Annotated in this window: 19 protein-coding genes and 3 tRNA genes; 6 read left to right on the forward strand and 16 right to left on the reverse strand. The window is 61.9% G+C overall.

The features are described 5' to 3' along the window. Positions 1 to 230 precede the first annotated feature (230 nt). A tRNA-Arg gene (locus QOL82_RS13735) sits at positions 231 to 306 on the reverse strand. A 192-nt stretch (positions 307 to 498) separates the two neighbouring features. Here QOL82_RS13735 and QOL82_RS13740 point away from each other — a divergent pair. Further along, entirely contained in the window at positions 499 to 1422 is a 924-nt protein-coding gene (locus QOL82_RS13740) for a c-type cytochrome (protein ID WP_283442853.1), read from the forward strand. 81 nt (positions 1423 to 1503) lie between these two features. On the opposite strand, the gene QOL82_RS13745 is transcribed toward QOL82_RS13740, so the two are convergent. From QOL82_RS13745 to QOL82_RS13760, 4 genes are all read right to left on the reverse strand, one after another. Then, positions 1504 to 1809: an ElaB/YgaM/YqjD family protein gene (locus QOL82_RS13745; protein ID WP_283442854.1), complete on the reverse strand. Its 306-nt coding sequence runs from the start codon at positions 1807 to 1809 to the stop codon at positions 1504 to 1506. A 251-nt stretch (positions 1810 to 2060) separates the two neighbouring features. Continuing rightward, positions 2061 to 3191 carry an ABC transporter substrate-binding protein gene (locus tag QOL82_RS13750; RefSeq protein WP_283442855.1) on the reverse strand — a complete coding sequence of 377 codons (1131 nt, stop codon included), beginning with the start codon at positions 3189 to 3191 and terminating at the stop codon, positions 2061 to 2063. Between the two features lie 74 nt (positions 3192 to 3265). After that, positions 3266 to 4048 carry a YdcF family protein gene (locus QOL82_RS13755; RefSeq protein WP_283442856.1) on the reverse strand — a complete coding sequence of 261 codons (783 nt, stop codon included), beginning with the start codon at positions 4046 to 4048 and terminating at the stop codon, positions 3266 to 3268. Next, positions 4045 to 4527 carry a TonB family protein gene (locus QOL82_RS13760; RefSeq protein ID WP_283442857.1) on the reverse strand — a complete coding sequence of 161 codons (483 nt, stop codon included), beginning with the start codon at positions 4525 to 4527 and terminating at the stop codon, positions 4045 to 4047. The genes QOL82_RS13755 and QOL82_RS13760 overlap by 4 nt, the downstream gene beginning before the upstream one ends. Positions 4528 to 4739: 212 nt before the next feature. On the opposite strand from QOL82_RS13760, the gene QOL82_RS13765 reads away from it, so the two are divergent. Together QOL82_RS13765 and QOL82_RS13770 are read left to right on the forward strand one after the other, a co-directional pair. Further along, positions 4740 to 4815 (forward strand) — tRNA-Val (locus QOL82_RS13765). A 39-nt stretch (positions 4816 to 4854) separates the two neighbouring features. Further along, a tRNA-Asp gene (locus QOL82_RS13770) sits at positions 4855 to 4931 on the forward strand. A gap of 207 nt (positions 4932 to 5138) precedes the next feature. On the opposite strand, the gene QOL82_RS13775 is transcribed toward QOL82_RS13770, so the two are convergent. From QOL82_RS13775 to urtA, 11 genes are all read right to left on the reverse strand, one after another. After that, positions 5139 to 6827 (reverse strand): nitric oxide reductase activation protein NorD, encoded by a 1689-nt coding sequence (locus QOL82_RS13775; protein WP_283442858.1) that lies wholly within the window; start codon positions 6825 to 6827, stop codon positions 5139 to 5141. A gap of 9 nt (positions 6828 to 6836) precedes the next feature. Beyond that, positions 6837 to 7634 (reverse strand): CbbQ/NirQ/NorQ/GpvN family protein, encoded by a 798-nt coding sequence (locus tag QOL82_RS13780; protein WP_283442859.1) that lies wholly within the window; start codon positions 7632 to 7634, stop codon positions 6837 to 6839. Beyond that, the gene (locus tag QOL82_RS13785; protein ID WP_283442860.1) at positions 7631 to 8671 is read right to left on the reverse strand and encodes an aliphatic amidase; all 1041 of its coding nucleotides are present in this window, start codon (positions 8669 to 8671) and stop codon (positions 7631 to 7633) included. Before QOL82_RS13785 ends, QOL82_RS13780 begins: the two co-directional genes overlap by 4 nt. A gap of 19 nt (positions 8672 to 8690) precedes the next feature. Then, positions 8691 to 8987, reverse strand: a complete 297-nt coding sequence (locus tag QOL82_RS13790) for an FmdB family zinc ribbon protein (protein ID WP_283442861.1) — start codon at positions 8985 to 8987, stop codon at positions 8691 to 8693. 47 nt (positions 8988 to 9034) lie between these two features. After that, positions 9035 to 10207, reverse strand: coding sequence for a formamidase (gene fmdA, locus QOL82_RS13795; RefSeq protein ID WP_283442862.1), 1173 nt, complete (start codon positions 10205 to 10207; stop codon positions 9035 to 9037). A 44-nt stretch (positions 10208 to 10251) separates the two neighbouring features. Then, positions 10252 to 10506: a hypothetical protein gene (locus tag QOL82_RS13800; RefSeq protein WP_283442863.1), complete on the reverse strand. Its 255-nt coding sequence runs from the start codon at positions 10504 to 10506 to the stop codon at positions 10252 to 10254. 45 nt (positions 10507 to 10551) lie between these two features. After that, the gene (urtE, locus tag QOL82_RS13805; protein WP_283442864.1) at positions 10552 to 11241 is read right to left on the reverse strand and encodes an urea ABC transporter ATP-binding subunit UrtE; all 690 of its coding nucleotides are present in this window, start codon (positions 11239 to 11241) and stop codon (positions 10552 to 10554) included. A 31-nt stretch (positions 11242 to 11272) separates the two neighbouring features. Further along, positions 11273 to 12061: an urea ABC transporter ATP-binding protein UrtD gene (gene urtD / locus QOL82_RS13810; protein WP_430438481.1), complete on the reverse strand. Its 789-nt coding sequence runs from the start codon at positions 12059 to 12061 to the stop codon at positions 11273 to 11275. After that, positions 12058 to 13236, reverse strand: coding sequence for an urea ABC transporter permease subunit UrtC (gene urtC / locus QOL82_RS13815; RefSeq protein ID WP_283442865.1), 1179 nt, complete (start codon positions 13234 to 13236; stop codon positions 12058 to 12060). Before urtC ends, urtD begins: the two co-directional genes overlap by 4 nt. A 17-nt stretch (positions 13237 to 13253) precedes the next feature. Next, positions 13254 to 14171 carry an urea ABC transporter permease subunit UrtB gene (gene urtB / locus QOL82_RS13820; RefSeq protein WP_283442866.1) on the reverse strand — a complete coding sequence of 306 codons (918 nt, stop codon included), beginning with the start codon at positions 14169 to 14171 and terminating at the stop codon, positions 13254 to 13256. 78 nt (positions 14172 to 14249) lie between these two features. Next, positions 14250 to 15503: an urea ABC transporter substrate-binding protein gene (gene urtA / locus QOL82_RS13825; protein ID WP_283442867.1), complete on the reverse strand. Its 1254-nt coding sequence runs from the start codon at positions 15501 to 15503 to the stop codon at positions 14250 to 14252. A gap of 658 nt (positions 15504 to 16161) precedes the next feature. Here urtA and QOL82_RS13830 point away from each other — a divergent pair. Genes QOL82_RS13830 through QOL82_RS13840 form a run of 3 tightly spaced genes read left to right on the forward strand, consistent with a single transcriptional unit; the run spans position 16162 to position 18121 of the window. Further along, a complete protein-coding gene (locus tag QOL82_RS13830) occupies positions 16162 to 16740 on the forward strand; it encodes a CsgE family curli-type amyloid fiber assembly protein (protein ID WP_283442868.1) in 579 nt (192 codons plus the stop codon). 14 nt (positions 16741 to 16754) lie between these two features. After that, positions 16755 to 17204 carry a curli assembly protein CsgF gene (locus QOL82_RS13835; protein ID WP_283442869.1) on the forward strand — a complete coding sequence of 150 codons (450 nt, stop codon included), beginning with the start codon at positions 16755 to 16757 and terminating at the stop codon, positions 17202 to 17204. Then, a complete protein-coding gene (locus tag QOL82_RS13840; RefSeq protein WP_283442870.1) occupies positions 17201 to 18121 on the forward strand; it encodes a CsgG/HfaB family protein in 921 nt (306 codons plus the stop codon). The genes QOL82_RS13835 and QOL82_RS13840 overlap by 4 nt, the downstream gene beginning before the upstream one ends. The last annotated feature ends 1 nt before the right edge of the window (position 18122 follow it).

Raw genomic sequence — 18122 nt, forward strand, 5'->3', positions numbered from 1 at the left:
CCGGCATTGCTGCCGGCGCACTCCATCAAGTGCCCACACTTATCGGCTGTTAGTTGTTAAAGAACCGTCATTCTGTCTGCTTCGGCGCCTGAAGGTGCCGGGGCTGCGAAGCGTTGTGTTCGTCAGCAGCAGAGAGATGAGATTATGCGGCGTTTCTTGTAGGACGTCAATACCCTGACGCCCAAATATTCACCGCACATCTGAATCATTATTTACAACGTCATCTCTTATGGTGCGGCTGGCTGGGATCGAACCAGCGACCCTTGGCTTCGGAGGCCAATACTCTATCCACTGAGCTACAGCCGCATTGAGATATCGGAAGAGGCATGCAGGATACCGCCTTTCTTGTCTCCCGTCCATGCGCTAACGGGTTTTTCGTTCCAAATCATAGATGTTAAGTCTATAATCAAGGGTTTGGCGAAGGATTGCACTACAGCATGAATGGTCGCAGCGTCGAGGCGCTTCACCGCAGCTTTCAAAATCGTACTTGAGGAAATAATGAGCGACGCACACAACGAACACGAGTCCGTAATACGTACACCGAAGCAACTCATTGCTGCAGTGCTTGCAGGTTTTCTGGTCCCTATTATATGTATCGTGCTTCTGGTTCAGTATGTGACGAACAATAACCGCGTCGGCGCGGGTTCGACCGGCCAGACGGCAGAAGGCATTGCTGCACGGATCAAGCCCGTGGCGGACGAAGGATTCTCGTTCCGTGATGTGAATGCGCCCAAGCAGCTCCAGGCGGGTGCTGAAGTCTACAAGGCTGTCTGTGCAGCTTGCCACACGACCGGCGCGGCCGGCGCGCCGAAAGTCGGCGATGCGGCCGCATGGGCGCCGCGCATCGGCCAGGGCTACGATACCCTGGTCAAGCATGCGGTGGAAGGCATACGTGCGATGCCGGCCAAGGGCGGCAATCCTGACCTGGATGACATCGAAGTTGCACGTGCGGTTGTCGTGATGGCGAACGATAGCGGCGCCAAGTTCAAGGAGCCAGAGGTAAAGGCTGCGCCGGCCGCCAAGGCTGCCGATGCCGCCACGCCGGCGGCCGAAGCGCCCGCCGCTGCCGCTCCGGCTGCCGCCGCCCCTGCTGCAACAGTTGCCGCAACCGGTGCCTCTGCACCGACGCCGGCACCGGCCGCCGCAGCGCCTGCCGCTGCGACCGTGTCTGCCGACGCCGGCAAGAAGCTGTACGACACGGCTTGCGTCGCCTGCCACGGCGCAGGGATTGCAGGCGCACCCAAGTTTGGCGACAAGGCTGCCTGGGCTGATCGCATCAAGCAGGGCCAGAACGTGATGTACGAGCACGCAATCAAGGGCTTCCAGGGCAAGAACGGGATGATGCCGCCGAAGGGTGGATCCACGGCGTCGGACGATGAAGTCAAGGCGGCGGTAGACTACATGGCTGCAGCGTCCAAGTAATACGTTTGGCTACAATAGAAAAACCGACCCGAGGGTCGGTTTTTTGTTGGGCGCCTTGAATGGCGACGGTGGCGATGCGGTCTAGCGACGGCCGCTCATCATCATGCCCAGCAGCACGCCAATGCCGGCTGAAATGGCGACCGCGCGCCATGGGTTGTCTTTGACGAAGCTGTCCGCGGTGTCGACGACTTCCTTGCTAGTGTCGAGTGCGACGGACTGGAGGTCCTGCGCCTTGACCATCGCATTGTCGAGCAGGCCCAGGCCGCGTGCACGCAGGTCTTCGGCCTTCATACCGGTCGTGGAGGTCGCCTCGCGGAACAGGTCCTGGGCGTCGCGCAGCAGTGAGCGCAGGTCTGTCCTGACGGTTTTCAGATTATTTTCCAACATGGTGATGCTCCCAAGGCAAGGTGAAGTATGCGCATGATGCTTTTTACTCCTGTCAGGAGCAGGCGATCGTCGCAAAAGCCGACATGCAGATTACAAAAAAGATAGCAATTTTGCAAGTAGACGGGCAACTGCGGCCATGCGCGAATGCACTCCGTGCATCTGTGGTCAAGATAGACCAAGCCTGCAAAAGAGGCTGTACGCTAACTAACACTAGATCACGGCGCACATCGGCGAAATTGGAATCCGCGGGTTCAGCGCATCAGCGCGCCGGTGCGGCTAACGACAGTCAGGTCGACGAAGCGTGAGCCAATGTGATTGGTCGGCGAAAAATTCAGTGGATAACCGCCCAGGTTGACTTGGCCCAGCCCCTCGAGCGCTTGCCGGACCGATGCCCTGCTGGGATTGGCGCCGGCTTTTTTCAAGGCCATGACCAGCACCCGCGCATTCATGTATCCCTCCATGGTCGGGTATGAATAGGTATTTCCCTTCGCATACGTTTTCATCAGGGCCTGGTATTCGGCCACCAGCGGCAAGGTAGCGCTGTACGGGAAGGGCATGACCTGGGAAATCCCCAGCCCCTGCAGTGCGGCTGGACTGACCACCTTGCTCAGGCCCTCGACATTTGCAGTGGAAATACCGAACAGGTAGGCGCGCCCGCCGGCAGCGTGGAACTGCTTGATGAATTCGGCGGCGGGCGGCGTAATGGCGACCAGGATCACGGTATCCGGCTGGCTGTCGATGACGTCCTTGACCGCGTCGCGGACATTGGTGGTGTGCTGCTCGTAGGTGGCGCGGGCAACGATTGCGAGCCCGCGCTTCTTGGCCGCATCCTCGGCCGCGCGCAGGCCGGCGTCGCCGAACGGGTTGTCCTCGTAGACCACGGCGATGCGCTTGGTGCCCAGTCCGGCGACATGGCGCACGATCGCGTCGACCTCTTCGATATAGCTGGCGCGCAGGTGGAAGATGGATGGATTGAGCGGCTCGCGCAGCAACCTGGCGCCGGTTGACACCCCGACGATGGAGAGCGGCGTGTTATCGAACAGGCCCTGCTTGAACAGTTCGGTGACGTTGTCCGTTCCATACAGGCCGGTCAGCGCGAGCACGCGTGGGTCGGCAATGAATTCCCGCGTGTTGCGGACGGTGCCTTCGATCTGATAACCGTCGTCCTTGACCACGTGCACGATTTTCTGGCCGTTGACACCGCCCTCGGTCGCATTGATATGGTCAAAATAGATTTTCGCGCCCAGCACCAGTCCGCGGCCGGTAGCGCCCGCCTCGCCGGTCAGCGGCGCCGATTGCGCGACCACGATGTCGGCATACGCGCTGGATGCCAGCGTCAATGCCAGGCTCAGGCAGAGAGAAAGACAGCTTTTGAGGCGCATGGAGGTTCTCCTTCGAACACATCGGTGCGGCTATTTAATCAGAGCCCGATATATTTATCCAGAGAAATGTTTCTTTAAGGAACAAAGCTGTCTCGCTGGTGCGCCATGCGGCACCAGAGCAAGCCTATCCACTCATGCATCGCATAGTGGCTGTCGCTCAGGCCGCCGCCGCCCGGAATGAAATCCGCGGCGATCAGCGCACCTTGCCCGAGATAATTGGTTGGCGCGGCAGTCACAGTCAGGCCGGCCTGGCTGAAGACCCGCTTCGAACGCGGCATGTGAAGTGCGTCCGTGACCAGCAGGATGCGACTGATGCCGGCCTGGCGCAGGATGCCGGCGCTGTACTGCGCGTTTTGCGCCGTGTTGTCGGAGTCGCCTTCGACCCAGCGGGCCGGCGCACCGAAATCGTCGCGCAGCACGCGCGCCATCAGTTCAGCCTCGGCGTCGGCATTCGCTTCCGGGCTGCCGCCGGTGACCAGCATCGGCAAGCCGGTCTGGCGGTGCAGCCGCACCGCGTAGCGCAGCCTCGCCAGCACCGCTGCGCGCGGCACGTCCTGGCCGTCGTATTCGGGCGCATTGCGACGGCGGCCGCCGCCGAGCACCACGATGGCCTGGGCGCCGGCATTATCGGGCGACGCCAGCGGCGGCGTCATTGCCTCGAGCGGACTGGCCAGCAACCGTGCGCCGGCCGAGGTCGACAGCAGCGCCAGCAGCGCCATCGACATCAAGGTGATGCCTGTGCCCGTGCGCGGCAGCCAGCGCCGCACCAGCAGGCCGACAGCGCCCAGGATCAGCAGGTTCAGTGGCGGCAGCAGCAGTGCGCTGATCGCGTTGGTCAGCAGCCACGCACTGCTCATTCGTTCATCTGCACCAGCGCCAGCGAGCGCAACTGGAAGCGGCCATCGTTATTGAAGAGCCACGATTCATGCATTTCCAGGCGGCCGTTACGCAGCAGGTGCGGCGATGGCTTGGGAAACGGCGCGCTCCGGCGCAGGGTGGCGAGCGCGGTTGCCTCGGTGACCCGGTCGTGGTTGCTGCGGGCGATTTCGCTGCGCAGCAGGTTGCCGGCGCTGTCGACGCTGTACTTGACCACGACTACCGAGCGCAGCAGCGCCTGGGGCCGGGTGGTGTAGACCTGGGTTGAGTTGACCGCATAGATGCGCTGCGCCAGGTCGGCCTTGTAGCTGTCGACGGTGGCGGCCGTGGAGGTGCCGTCCCGGGTCGTTTCAATCTGCTCGATCATCGGGCGCGGCTTGTTGGCGGTTTCTCCAGGCGGGACATTGGAACAGCCGGCCAGCAGGGCGACGGCGAACAAGAGCGGAGTGCGTGTGGTCATGGATGTCTCCTGGCGAACCTGGGTTTTGCGTATGCGGCCTTGTCCTGCATTCTGGCTGAATCGACTGTCCGATGGCGCTTCCTGCAGGGCGATCAACGGTTTTTTTCAAAAATTTTTGCTGGGCACTGGAATTCCGGAATGAGTTCAGGTAGACTTCGCCCCGCTTCGGACACAAGGCAACACGTCCGAAATCGATGCAGCTTGCAGGCACCGGGTGCTTAGCTCAGTTGGTAGAGCGGCGCCCTTACAAGGCGTAGGTCGGGAGTTCGAGCCTCTCAGCACCCACCAGCCGGTCCGCACAGCGCATGCGAAGGTTTCAGCAGTTTAGGAGTGGTAGTTCAGTTGGTTAGAATACCGGCCTGTCACGCCGGGGGTCGCGGGTTCGAGTCCCGTCCACTCCGCCAGCAAAAAGTAAAACGCCCGCGAAAGCGGGCGTTTTGCGTTGTACGAAATGGAGGCAGCCACCTGCCTGGCTCCCGGCGGGACGAGAAGGGAAACGCCTGCAGGCGTTTCCGCGGCCTGCGCCACGTAGGCGAGTCCCGTCCATTCCGCCAGCAAGAAAGCAAATGCCCGCTTGCGCGGGCATTTGCTTTGTGCGCCCGGGTCCAGTTCTACCGCGTCAGCCGCAAATACAACCCCGGCAGCTTCTCCGGCAGATCCGCCACGTCATCCATCACCAGATAATTGTTTTCCCCGAAAATCGTGCGCACATAGCCGTCGGCCTGGCTATCCACCGCGACGCAAAAGACGTGCACGCCCGCCGACGCCGCCTCCCGCACCGCCTGCCGGGCATCGCGCGCGAGGTAGCCGGGGTGGAAGATGTCGATGTCATGCGGTTCGCCGTCGGTCACGACCAGGACCAGCTGCTGCTTGCCGCGGCTGCCAGGGTCGTCGGCCAGGCGGCGGGCGGCGTGGCGCAGCGCGGCGCCGATGCGGGTCGACTGCGCGCCGTGTATGGCGGCCAGGCGGGACAGCGCGGCGTCGCCGAAATCCTCGCCGAAATCCTTGATGTTCAGGTAGTTGACTTCATGCCTGCCGCTGGAGCGGAAGCCGTGCAGCGCATAGCGGTCGCCGTTCTGCGCCATCGCGCCGGCCAGCAGCACGGCGGCCTCGCGGATGGCGGTTAGCATGCTGGCATCGCCGCGCCGCTCGTTGGTCGACGCCGACAGGTCCAGCAGCACCAGCGCCGACAGCGCACGCTTCTCGTGCAGCGTGCGCATGTAGACCCGGTTGTCGGGCTGGATGCCGGCGCGAACCGCGATCGCCGCATCGACCAGCGCGTCGAGATCGAAGCGGTCGCCCTCGGGCTGGCGCCGCAGGCGCGCCGGCTGGCGGATGCGGTGCGCGCGGATCAGGCGCGCCAGCCGTGCGGCGAGCGGCGCGTGGCGGGCCATGGCCGCCTGCAGGGGCGCTGGGTCGGCCCTTGCCATGGCCGGCTCGAACACGCTGCACCAGTGCGGCCGCATCGCGCCGATGCGGCTGTCCCACTCCGGGTAGCGCGCCAGCGGCTGGGCCGGCTGCTCATCGGCGCCTGACGCGACCTCGCGCGCGCTGGCCTCGCGGCCGTGTTCGCCCGGCGCCTGCTGCGGCGGCGCGCCAGCGGTCGATGCGTCGGCCGCCAGGTCCTGCTGCTCGATCCGTGTTTCGGACGGCGGCTGGTCGCTGTCCCACAGGCTGGCATTGTCGTCCCGGTATGGCGGCTCCACCAGGTAGGTCTTCGCATTGAACTGCAGCCGCATCTGGCCGATGTCGTTGCCAAGCACCGAGCCGACTTCGCGCAGCGCGGCGGGGTCGGGGCCATGCGCCTGCGAGGCCGCGTAGAGCCGTTTTGCCCTGGCGATCCACGGATTGCCATCTTCGTAGCCTGGGTCGAGCAGCGAACGCGACAGCCGCAGCGCCAGGGCAGCGAAGCTGTCGTCGCGGCCGGCCAGCGGCGGGAAGCATTGCAGCCAGAGGCGGCGCAGTCCGGGAAAGGCATCGATGGCTAGCTGTTCGACGCGGGCGTCCTCGAGCAGCGAGACCAGCACGATCTGCACCGGCTTCAGGCTCCTGCGCTCGAAACGGTGATGGCTGTAGGCGAGATGCGCGGCCGCATGGGTGGCGGCGGCGCGGTAGAGCGTGAAGGCCTGGCCGCCCTGCCCCGCGTGCCACGACGGCGGCAGGTGGATGCCGAGTTCGGACAGGTACGGACGTTGCTGCTGCAGCGGCCTGTCATACGGATGCAGCCGCAGTTCGCGGCCCCACAGGGCTCGCAGGTAGGGATGCAGCCGTTTCGCCGCGTTGTCGAAGCCTGCTTCCATGCGGCGCGGCTAGTCGAAGAAGGTCAGCACCAAGTCCGACAGCGCCGCCTGCATGTGCGCGTCGTCGGTCAGCGGCTGCACCACGGCCATCCGGCAGGCCTGCACCGGCGCGATGCCGCGCGCCACCAGCGTGGCCGCGTAGACCAGCATCCGGGTCGATGCGCCCTCCTCCAGCCCGTGGCCCTTCAGGTTGCGGGTCTTGCCGGCAACCGCCACCAGGCGCCGCGCAAGGTCGTCGCCGACATGGCCTTCGTGCATCACGATGGCGGTCTCGCGCTCGGGCGGCGGGTAATGAAAGTCGATCGCAACGAAGCGCTGCCGGGTCGACTGCTTCAGGTCCTTCAGCATGCTCTGGTAGCCGGGGTTATACGAGATCACCAGCTGGAAGTCGTCATGCGCCTGCACCACCTCGTTGCGCTTTTCCAGCGGCAGCGCGCGCCGGGTGTCGGTCAGCGGGTGGATGGCGACGATGGTGTCCTGCCGCGCCTCGACCACTTCGTCGAGATAGCAGATCGCGCCGTGGCGCGCGGCCAGCGTCAGCGGGCCTTCCTGCCATACCGTGCCGCCGGCGTCGAGCAGCCAGCGTCCGACCAGGTCGCTGGCGGTCATGTCCTCGTTGCAGGCCAGCGTGACCAGCGGACGGCCCAGGCGCCAGGCCATGTGCTCGATGAAGCGGGTCTTGCCGCAGCCGGTCGGACCTTTCAGCATGGTCGGCAGCCGCGCCTGCCAGGCCGCCTCGAACTGCGCGACTTCATCGCCGACCGGCAGGTAATACGGCTCGCTGGCAAGCCGGTACGCGTCCATCATCTGTGCTCGAGGTCCTTCTTGTTGGGAATGCCGGGAATCGGGCATTCCTCGGTGCCGACCGTGTCGCGGGTAATGGCCTCGACCATTTCGCGCGTGCCCTCGGGGTCGTTCACCCACTTCGAATAGAAGTCGAACGGGCATGACGCCTTGCCGCGAATGTCGTCGCCGGAATTGATCATGCCGGTATAGCCGCGATGCAGCAGCTTGAACAGGTGGTTTTCAGACTGCATGTTCTTGCGGGCGTCGCGGATCAGCGAGGTAGACAGCGCCGCGTACTGGATGCCGTTGTCTTCCTCGCCGCATTCGCCCATGGTGCGCCCGTCGAAGCCGATGATGGCGGAGTGGCCGAAGTACGAGTACACGCCGTCGAAGCCGGCTGCGTTCGCCACGGCCACGTAACAGTTGTTGGCCCAGGCCATGGACTTGGCCATCAGCACCTGCTGTTCCTTGGCCGGATACATATAGCCCTGGCAGCGCACGATGAGTTCGGCGCCGCGCATCGCGCAGTCGCGCCAGATTTCCGGGTAGTTGCCGTCATCGCAGATGATCAGGCTGATCTTCAGGCCCTTGGGGCCTTCCGACACGTAGGTGCAGTTGCCCGGGTACCAGCCCTCGATCGGCACCCAGGGCATGATCTTGCGATACTTCTGCACGATCTCGCCCTGGTCGTTCATCAGGATCAGCGTGTTGTACGGCGCCTTGTGCGGATGCTCCTCATGCCGCTCGCCGGTCAGCGAGAACACGCCCCATACCTTGGCGCTCCTGCAAGCCTCGGCGAAGATCGCGGTTTCCTCGCCGGGGATGGCGGCGGCGGTGTCGTACATTTCCTGGCTGTCGTACATGATGCCGTGCGTGCTGTACTCGGGGAAAATCACCAGGTCCATGCCGGGCAGGCCCATCTTCATACCCTTGATCATGTCGGCGATCTTGCGCGCGTTGTCGAGCACTTCGGCCTTGGTGTGCAGCCGCGGCATCTTGTAGTTGACGACGGCGACGCCGACGGCGTCCTTGCTGCTTGAAATATCTCCGTGATACATGGCGGTTCTCCAGAAAGTGTCAGGTGTCGCAGATGCTGCAGTTGTAGCCCTTGCAGTTGTGCAGCACGCTGCTCCTGCCGGCCAGCGCGTGGGTGCCGGGGCCGGTGACGCCGGAGCCCGCGAGCTGCTGGGCCAGGCTCTGCGGCTTCCAGCTGGTGATGCTGCGCAGCTCGACCCGGCCGCCGCCGACAGCCGGCTGGGCCGGCGTCTCCTCGTGGCAGTACGGGCAGCTGATGCTGGCATGCAGCTCGCCGACCTTCAGCATCTTCTCGAAGGTGCCGGCGCACTGGGTGCAATGAATGTCGTATAGGGGCATGGCATTGTTTCCATAAAAGGCCCGGGCCACCATGGCCCGGGCCGGGCTCAGCGTCCCCAGTAGGGCTTGTCGTTCAGCATGCCCTTGGGCGTGATGTCCTGGTCGAAGATCTCGGTCGGGATCGACACCGTGCAGGCGCAGTTCGGTATGTCGACGATGCCGCCGATCCGTCCTTCCACCGGCGCCGCGGTCAGCAGCATGTAGGCCTGCGGGCCGGTCAGGCCGAAGTGGGTCAGGTAGTCGATGGCTTTCAGGCAAGCCTGGCGATAGGCCACCGTCGCATCCATGTAGTAGTTCTTGCCGTTCTCGACGCTGATGCCCTCGAAGGTCAGGTACTTGCTGTAATGCGGCTTGACCACGCTGGGCATGAAGATCGGCGCGGACAGGTTGTACTTGGCCATGCCGCCCTTGATCAGGTCGAAGCCGACATGGGTTGCGCCGTCCATCTCGATGGCGCCGCAGAAGCCGATCTCGCCGTCGCCCTGCGAGAAGTGCAGGTCGCCCATCGAGAAGCCGGCGCCCTTCACATAGACCGGGAAGAAGATGCGGGTGCCGGTGGACAGGTCCTTGATGTCGGTGTTGCCGCCATGCTCGCGCGGCGGCACGGTGCGCGCCGCTTCCTTCGCCATGCGGTCGAACTCGGGTCCCTTTACGCCGCGCAGCACGGCTGTCAGCGGATCGGGCGGCTTGGCCAGGCCCAGCTTGGCCAGCGGCGCTTCACGCCGGTTCCACTCGCCCAGCAGCTCGTGCGACGGCAGGCAGCCCATCAGCCCCGGATGGGTCAGGCCGGCGATGCGCACGCCGGGGATATGGCGCGACGTTGCGTACAGGCCCTTCAGGTCCCAGATCGCCTTGGCGGCGTCGGGATAGTAGTCGGCCAGGAAACCGCCGCCGTTGGACTTGGCGAACACGCCGGAGAAGCCGACCGGCGTGATGGGCTTGATGTCGAGCAGGTCCACCACCAGCAGGTCGCCCGGCTCGGCGCCCTCGATGTAGAACGGCCCGGTCAGCGGATGCGCGCGGGTCAGGTCGACATCGCGCACGTCGGAAACGTCGTCATTGTCGAGGATCTGGCCGTCGAGGAAGTCAAGCGACTCGATGATGATGGCTTCGCCCGGCTTCACGCGGGACAGGAAGGGAATGTCCGGATGCCAGCGGTTGTGGCCCAGCTCGGCCTGCTCTGCCAGCGGAACGCCCGGCTTGATGGTGAAATGCTGCATGGTTTCTCCTTGTGTTTTTCAGCGCACAGAAAATTGTCGGGCAATCAGAACGGCGGAAAGGCATTCGCCTCGCAACCGGCCTGGTAGCCGCCGTTGACGGTGTCGTCCTTGATCTTTTTGCAGACGGTATTGACCCATTCCTCGCGCGTGACCACGGTGCCGTCGGGCAGCCTGCCGCCCTCCGAATTGACTGGCAGCAGGCATACCGGGCAGGTCTGCACGGAGGAAGCGGTGCGGCCGCGGCCGCGGTCGGTGAAACCGTCGTTCCCTTCTTTGTTGTATTCCATGTATCCGATCATGCTGTCTTCTCCTTGGCTGGTAAAAGTGCCTGGATGGGCGTGGCGCTACACCGACAGGTAGCGGCTGATGGTGGCGGCGTCGACATTGGCGCGCTGGTCCTCGTAGACGAAGCGGCCCTTGTCGATGACGAGGAAACGGTCGGCGATGTCGAGCGTGAAGCTCAGCACCTGCTCGGACACGATGATGGTCAGCTGGCGCAGCTTCCTGATCTCCTTCAGGCTTTTCGCGATGTCCTTGATGATGGACGGCTGTATGCCCTCGGTCGGCTCGTCGAGCAGCAGAACCTTGGGGTTGGTCGCCAGCGCGCGGGCGATGGCGAGCTGCTGCTGCTGGCCGCCGGACAGGTTGCCGCCGCGGCGCGAGCGCATGTCGAACAGCACCGGGAACAGTGCATACAGTTCGTCCGGCACCTTGCCGTTGGCCGACGCAGGCAGCCCGGTCTGTATGTTCTCCAGCACCGTCATGCCGGGGAAGATCATGCGGCCCTGCGGCACGTAGGCCACGCCGCTGGCCACGCGCTGGTGGCTTTCCATGCCGGCCAGCTCGCGGCCGTCGACGGTGATGCTGCCGTGGCGCATCGGCAGGATGCCCATCAGGGTCTTGAACAGCGTGGTCTTGCCCATGCCGTTGCGGCCCATGACGGCGACGATCTCCTGCTTGTCCACCTTCAGGTTGATATCGTGGATGACCTCGCTCTGGCCGTAGCCGGATGCGAGGCTGGTGACGTTGAACATGCGCGCTCCTGTGCCTTGTAGGGAATGACGGTCAGTGGCCGAGATAGACTTCGATCACCTTGGGATTCGACTGCACCGACTCCATGCTGCCCTCCGCCAGGATCTTCCCCTGGTGCAGCACGGTGACCTTGTGCGCGATGCTCTTGACGAACTCCATGTCATGCTCGATCACGACCACCGAGCGGCCCTGGCTGATGCGGCCCAGCAGTTCGGCCGTCTTCTCGCGCTCGGACACGCTCATGCCGGCGACCGGCTCGTCGAGCATCAGCAGCTCGGGCTCCTGCATCAGCAGCATGCCGATCTCCAGCCACTGCTTCTGGCCGTGCGACAGCAGGTCGGCCTGCTGGTGCAGCAGGTCGGCGAGGAAGATTTCCTGCGCCACTTTCTCGACCCGCTCGACCACGTCCGGGCTGCGCTTGAAGGTCAGCGCGCCCAGTACCATGCGGCCGCGCGGGAAGGACATTTCCAGGTTCTCGAACACCGAGAGGCTTTCGTAGATCGACGGCGTCTGGAACTTGCGGCCGACGCCGGCGCGCACGATCTCGTGTTCCCGCATCTTCGTCAGCTCGATCTCGTTGAACCGGATGCTGCCCGAGGTCGCCGCGGTCTTGCCGCAGATGAGGTCCAGCACGGTGGTCTTGCCGGCGCCGTTGGGGCCGATGACGACCCGGACTTCGTTGCGGTCGACGTACAGGTTCAGGTTGTCGACCGCCTTGAAGCCGTCGAAGGACACGGTGAGACCCTCGATCGCCAGCACCGGGCGGTTGCTGGTGATGCCGCCGATGGCCCTGCTGTTGCTGGAACTGATGACGTCGCTCATTTGGTGGCCTCCAGGCCGGTGACAGTGCGATGCGGTTCGGGACGGACGGCGGCTGCTGCCGGCGCTGGCTTCGGCTTGACCTCGCGGCGTCGCTTGATCGCCTGCAGCAGCCGGCGTCCCTGGGTGTCGACCACGCCGGCCAGGCCGTTGGGGAAGTACATGACGACCGCGATGAACAGGCCGCCCATCAGGAACAGCCACAGCTCGGGGAAGGTCTCGGAAAAGTAGGTCTTGCCGAGGTTGACCAGGAGCGTGCCGTAGACCGCGCCCAGCAGCGACATCCGGCCGCCCACTGCGGCGAAGATCACCATCTCGATCGAGGGCACGATGCCGACGAAGGACGGCGACATGAAGCCGACCTGCAGCGTAAACATCGCGCCGCCGATGGCCGAGAAGGCGGCCGCCACGCAGAACACGAAGATCTTGAAGCTGGCGACGTCATAGCCCGAGAAGCGCACCCGCTCTTCCTTGTCGCGCATGGCCATCAGCAGCCGGCCGAGCTTGGACGACAGGATATATTTGCCGAACAGGATGCAGCCCAGCAGCAGCCCGGCATTGACGAAGTACAGGATCATGCGGGCGCTGTCGCTGCGGATGTCCCAGCCCAGCAGCGTCTTCAGGTCGGTGATGCCGTTGACGCCGCCGGTCAGCCCCTGCTGGCCGATGATGAGGATGGTGAGGATCGCGGCGATGGCCTGCGTGACGATGGAAAAGTAGACGTCGCCGACGCGCCGCTTGAACATCGCGTTGCCGATGAGGAGCGCGAACAGCGTCGGCGCCAGGATCACCGCGGCCAGCGTGAAGGCGAAGCTCTGGAACGGCTGCCACAACAGCGGCAGCGACGTGATCTGGTTCCAGTCCATGAAGTCCGGGATGCCGGGCGTGGTCTGGATCTTGGTGCTGACCGGGTCGGACGCTTCGAGCTTCAGGAACATCGCCATGCAGTAGCCGCCGATGCCGAAGAACACGCCCTGCCCCAGGCTCAGGATGCCGCCGTAGCCCCAGCACAGCACGAGGCCGACGGCGACGAAGGCATACGACAGATACTTGCCCATCAGGTTCAGGCGGAAAGGTTCCAGCAGCAGCGGGAAGACCACCAGCAGCAGGCCGGCCAGCAGCGCCAGGTTGATGGCGCCCGCCCGTCCGCCCAGCAGTTTTTGCATTGCAGCGTTCATCGCGATTCCTTTTGTCGTTACTTGCGCAGCTTGGCCGCGAACAGTCCCTGCGGACGCAGCATCAGGATCAGGATGACCGCCGACAGCGTGATCACCTTGGCCATGGAGCCGGTCAGGAAGAACTCGGTCGTGGACTGGGTCTGCGCGATCGAGAATGCCGAGGCGATGGTGCCGACCAGGCTTTGCGCGCCGCCGAACACCACCACCAGGAAGGTGTCGACGATGTAGAGCGAGCCGCTGGTGGGACCGGTCGAGCCGATGGTGGTGAAAGCCGCGCCCGCCACGCCGGCCACGCCGCAGCCGAGCGAGAAGGTGGTGCGGTCGACCTGGCGGGTGTTGATGCCCACCGCGCCGCTCATGATCCGGTTCTGCATGGTGGCGCGCACCTGCAGGCCCCAGCGCGAGCGGAACAGCAGCACGAAGATGGCGCCGGTCAGCAGCACGGTCAGGCCCATCATGAAGACGCCGTTGATCGGTATATCGATGGTGTCGCTGGGCTTGAACGAGCCCATCAGCCAGTCGGGCAGCGTGGCGCTGACTTCCTTGGCGCCGAACACGGAGCGGAAAGCCTGCTGCATCACCAGGCTCAGGCCCCATGTGGCCAGCAGCGTGTCGAGCGGACGCTTGTAGAGCTTGCTGATCAGCACGCGCTCGGTCAGGTTGCCGACCGCATAGGCCACCAGGAAGGACAGCACGATGGCGGCGAAGAAGTAATAGGGCTGCAGCGCCGGCGCGAACTCGGTGGTCCACTTCGACAGCAGGTAGGTGATGTAGGCGCCGATGGTCAGGAACTCGCCGTGCGCCATGTTGATCACGCCCATCTGCCCGAAGATGATGGCCAGGCCCAGCGCCATCAGCAGCAGCACGCAGAATACCGACAGGCCGTTGAAGCCCTGCATGGCGAAGATCGCGCCGAATTCGGATAACCAGCTCATGTTTGCTCCCGTAGTGCGGTGGTGATCAATTACAGCCGCGCACCCCGGTCAGAGGACCAGGGGCGCGCGGCACGCTGCTTACTGGTAGCCCTTCGGGAACGGGTTAGGCTCGATCAGGCCGGACTCGAAGATGACCTTGAACTGGCCGTCCTTCTGCACCTGGCCGATGCGGGTCTTGCTCCACAGGTGATGGTTCGGATGGATCTTCACGTAGCCTTCGGGCGCGGTGGTCAGCTCCAGGTTGGGCGAGGCGGCAACCACCTTGTCGACGTCGAAGCTGCCGGCCTTCTCCACCGCAGCCTTCCACAACCACGGGCCGAGATAGGCGGCTTGCGTGACGTCGCCCATCACCGAGTTGGCGCCGTACTTGGTCTTGAAGTCGGACACGAATTTCTTGTTGTTGGCGTTGTCCAGGCTCTCGAAGTACTTCATCGACGCATAGAAACCTTCCATGTTCTCGCCGCCGATGCCCAGCAGCTCGTCCTCGGTGACCGACAGCGTCAGCAGGTTCTGGCTCTTGGACGTGACGCCGGCGGCCTTCAGCTGCTTGTAGAAGGCGACGTTGCTGCCGCCGACCACGTCGGCGAAGATGACGTCGGGCTTCTTCAGCTTGATCTTGTTGATCAGCGAGCCGAACTGCGTGTTACCCAGCGGGTAGTACTCCTCGCCGACGACCTCGCCCTTCAGCACATTCTCGATATGCTTGCGTGCGATCTTGTTCGACGTGCGCGGCCAGATGTAGTCGGAGCCGACCAGGTAATAGGTCTTGGCCTTTTTCTCCTTGGCGATCCAGTCCAGGCCGGCAAGGATCTGCTGGGTGGCTTCCTGGCCGGTATAGAACACGTTCTTCGACTGCTCCAGGCCTTCATAGAAGGTCGGGTAGTACAGCAGGCCGTTCTCTTTCTCGAACACCGGCAGCACGGCCTTGCGCGAAGCCGACGTCCAGCAGCCGAACACCGCGGCAACCTTGTCGGACACCAGCAGTTTCTTGGCTTTCTCGGCGAAGGTTGGCCAGTCGCTGGCGCCGTCTTCCTGCACGATCTTGATCTTGCGGCCCAGGATGCCGCCCATCGCATTGATCTGGTCGATGGCCAGGCGCTCCGCCTGGATCGAACCGGTCTCGCTGATGGCCATGGTGCCGGTCGCCGAATGCAGCTGGCCGACCGTGACTTCGGTGTCGGTCACGGCAAGCTTGGTGGTGTTGACCTTGGCAGTCGGGAACTGCTGCGCGAAGCTCAGGCCGGGCAGCGCCATCGCCGTGGCAGCGGCGAGGCCCAGCAGGACCTTGCGGCGATGGAGCGACTTGATGGAAGCGGGCGGACGATGAGACATGCGGTACTCCTTTCAGAGGGTCAGACAGCGGAATTCGGTGGGGAGGCGGCCGTTTCGGAATGGCTCGGCTTGGGACTGAGAATAGGTTTTTATGCTGCGGGGCAGCAATACGTCGTTTGACGTAAGGGGGTTGGGGTAGAACCTGAATGAACAAGAAGAACTGCTGCGCCTTACGGGCACAGGTTATTTTTAGCGTTCTCGTGCGTTTGGAAAGCCCTGCAAACTGATCTATTAAAAATCCAGTCTTTGCGAGTTTTAAATTTACCTATTAGACCCATGGCTTTGATCCGGCATCGTTTTTGAAAAAAATTGGATGAATCGCCGTACTGTCAAACAAATTCAGGGTCTGTACTTAAAATAGGGTATTGCTAATGACAGCCATTTTTAATAGATGCGGATTAAAACTGTAAAAATATGGCGTAACTCAATTTCACTATATTTCTTTAAAGAATTTAAATTTCTTTATAACAACTTTCTCTTTTTCCGTAAACCGGTTTTTACAAAATATTGTAAAAACTACTTGTGAAGAATAAAATAATTACATAAGATCCACACCAGAAAAAGATTTAACGGCTTGAGAGGCAAAGGAACTACCCTATTTGCAATCGTTTATTGAGCAAATACGCTTGTTACGTTTTATAAAAACAGAGAAAAGCTTTTGAGACATTATTTATTGGCTGGCATTAATCCGGCATCTAATAAATTAACAAATTGGATCAACGGATTTCTTCTTCCCAATTTTTATCGCCTGCTTTATTCCATTGTTATCTGCACGGTTGGCGCTAGCGCATATGCGCAAAATCACATAACGCCCTCTCCAGCGGAAACGCAAAAAAATGAAAGCATTGATAAGGTAATTCCGGACGACAAAAACCAGCCAGAAATAGTTGGAAGCCAAAAAATACTGAATGACCCTTATACCGGCATCGTGGTCAACCAGTCGATTACTGTGGCAGGCCAGGATTTCTTTCAGTATTTCATTGCGGCGTGGCGTGATAAGGACATGGTCGAGAAATTCGAGATCTCAATAAGCGAACGCCCGTCTGCCCGACTGGGTAGCCAGATCTGGATTAACTATGGACAGAAACGCATTTTTCAGACATTTCTGCCGGCTGCCCGGGCTGCGATCAAACCCTTGAGCCTTGCAGCCGCGGACGCGGTTTACGAGGGAATAGTCCAGGCCGATGTACAAAGATTGATGTTTCGGGACCCAGACCTTGGGCCTGACGAATTTTAAAAGTAGAGCAGTTCATGAACAAATTAGTCGCGATAAAAACGATAAGCGTCGCCATCATTTTTTCAAATATCCTTTCATTTCCTGGCCAAGCGTTTGCCACTGAAATGGTGTACACCCCGCTCAACCCTTCGTTTGGCGGGAATCCGAATAACGGAATTGTGCTATTGAACGGCGCCACGGCAACGAATAAACATAAGGATTCGGCATCCTCGCTGGCTAGCAACAGCCTTTTGCAAAAAACGCCATTGCAAACATTTAACGATAATCTCGAGCGCGCAATTCTGGGGCAACTTGCCTCGTCGGCATCGCAGAAGCTATTGGGCGGAGCCGGCGGCCTGACTCCGGGAACAGTCGAGACCGGAAATTTCACGATCCGTATCTCAGATCTTGGTGGTGGCGCGCTGCAAGTCACGACGACGGACAAGGTCACAGGCATCTCGACTTCATTCCAGGTCGGACAATGACTTCAGGCCGCAATGTCCCGATTCGGGCTTTTTTAAAATACTGCGTGATCCTGGCCATGTTTTCCTTTATCGGCGGTTGCGCTGTTTCACACCCGCCGTCCGAAACAAGCCCGGGCGCCCAGCTTTCTCCTACTACGCGCTTTACTCTGGACCTTGTGTCACTGCCGCCGCCCAAAGGCAAGGTGCCAGCCGCTGTTTATGGCTTTCGGGACCAGACCGGCCAATATAAATCGGCGCCGGACAGCTCATTTTCAACTGCAGTCACGCAGGGCGCCGCGGCGATGCTGATTAAATCGCTTCGGGATTCGGGATGGTTCATTCCGGTCGAACGCGAAAATCTCCAGAACCTGCTCACCGAAAGAAAGATCATCCGCGCGCTTGAAATGCCGCAAACCAAAGACACGCCAGTTATCCAGATTCCGCAGCTGATGCCGGCGGCGATCATTATCGAAGGCGGCGTCATTTCCTACGAAAGCAATGTGCGCACCGGCGGCATCGGGGCCCGTTTTCTTGGAATCGGCTTGTCGAACCAGTATCGCGTCGACCAGGTGACCATCAACCTTCGCACCGTCGACATTCGCGGCGGACAAATACTGCAAAGCATATCGACGACCAAGACGATTTATTCCTATGAAGTTCGCCCCAGCGTCTTCAAGTACGTGAACTTCAAGGACTTGGTTGAATTCGAGGCGGGAACGACACGCAACGAACCTGCCCAGATGTGCGTGAAGGAGGCGATCGAGGCAGGCGTGGCGCACCTGATCGTCCAGGGCATCAAGGACGGCAACTGGCAGTTGAAGGACGAGAAGGAAATCAATTCTCCAGTGGTGCAGAAGTATCTCAGGGAAGCAAGTGGCCAGATGTCGTCTTCGGACCGAACCACTTATACCGTCGTCGAACCGGCATCGCCGAGCTGAC

Source organism: Noviherbaspirillum suwonense, from assembly GCF_900182955.1.
In the GTDB taxonomy this organism is placed as follows: domain Bacteria; phylum Pseudomonadota; class Gammaproteobacteria; order Burkholderiales; family Burkholderiaceae_D; genus Noviherbaspirillum_A; species Noviherbaspirillum_A suwonense.

What these genes read in the sequence shown, in the direction of transcription:
- QOL82_RS13740 (WP_283442853.1), top strand. Translation starts at nt 499, where the DNA reads ATGAGCGACGCACACAACGAACACGAGTCCGTAATACGTACACCGAAG.
- QOL82_RS13745 (WP_283442854.1), bottom strand. Translation starts at nt 1,809, where the DNA reads ATGTTGGAAAATAATCTGAAAACCGTCAGGACAGACCTGCGCTCACTG.
- QOL82_RS13750 (WP_283442855.1), bottom strand. Translation starts at nt 3,191, where the DNA reads ATGCGCCTCAAAAGCTGTCTTTCTCTCTGCCTGAGCCTGGCATTGACG.
- QOL82_RS13755 (WP_283442856.1), bottom strand. Translation starts at nt 4,048, where the DNA reads ATGAGCAGTGCGTGGCTGCTGACCAACGCGATCAGCGCACTGCTGCTG.
- QOL82_RS13760 (WP_283442857.1), bottom strand. Translation starts at nt 4,527, where the DNA reads ATGACCACACGCACTCCGCTCTTGTTCGCCGTCGCCCTGCTGGCCGGC.
- QOL82_RS13775 (WP_283442858.1), bottom strand. Translation starts at nt 6,827, where the DNA reads ATGGAAGCAGGCTTCGACAACGCGGCGAAACGGCTGCATCCCTACCTG.
- QOL82_RS13780 (WP_283442859.1), bottom strand. Translation starts at nt 7,634, where the DNA reads ATGATGGACGCGTACCGGCTTGCCAGCGAGCCGTATTACCTGCCGGTC.
- QOL82_RS13785 (WP_283442860.1), bottom strand. Translation starts at nt 8,671, where the DNA reads ATGTATCACGGAGATATTTCAAGCAGCAAGGACGCCGTCGGCGTCGCC.
- QOL82_RS13790 (WP_283442861.1), bottom strand. Translation starts at nt 8,987, where the DNA reads ATGCCCCTATACGACATTCATTGCACCCAGTGCGCCGGCACCTTCGAG.
- fmdA (WP_283442862.1), bottom strand. Translation starts at nt 10,207, where the DNA reads ATGCAGCATTTCACCATCAAGCCGGGCGTTCCGCTGGCAGAGCAGGCC.
- QOL82_RS13800 (WP_283442863.1), bottom strand. Translation starts at nt 10,506, where the DNA reads ATGATCGGATACATGGAATACAACAAAGAAGGGAACGACGGTTTCACC.
- urtE (WP_283442864.1), bottom strand. Translation starts at nt 11,241, where the DNA reads ATGTTCAACGTCACCAGCCTCGCATCCGGCTACGGCCAGAGCGAGGTC.
- urtD (WP_430438481.1), bottom strand. Translation starts at nt 12,061, where the DNA reads ATGAGCGACGTCATCAGTTCCAGCAACAGCAGGGCCATCGGCGGCATC.
- urtC (WP_283442865.1), bottom strand. Translation starts at nt 13,236, where the DNA reads ATGAACGCTGCAATGCAAAAACTGCTGGGCGGACGGGCGGGCGCCATC.
- urtB (WP_283442866.1), bottom strand. Translation starts at nt 14,171, where the DNA reads ATGAGCTGGTTATCCGAATTCGGCGCGATCTTCGCCATGCAGGGCTTC.
- urtA (WP_283442867.1), bottom strand. Translation starts at nt 15,503, where the DNA reads ATGTCTCATCGTCCGCCCGCTTCCATCAAGTCGCTCCATCGCCGCAAG.
- QOL82_RS13835 (WP_283442869.1), top strand. Translation starts at nt 16,755, where the DNA reads ATGAACAAATTAGTCGCGATAAAAACGATAAGCGTCGCCATCATTTTT.
- QOL82_RS13840 (WP_283442870.1), top strand. Translation starts at nt 17,201, where the DNA reads ATGACTTCAGGCCGCAATGTCCCGATTCGGGCTTTTTTAAAATACTGC.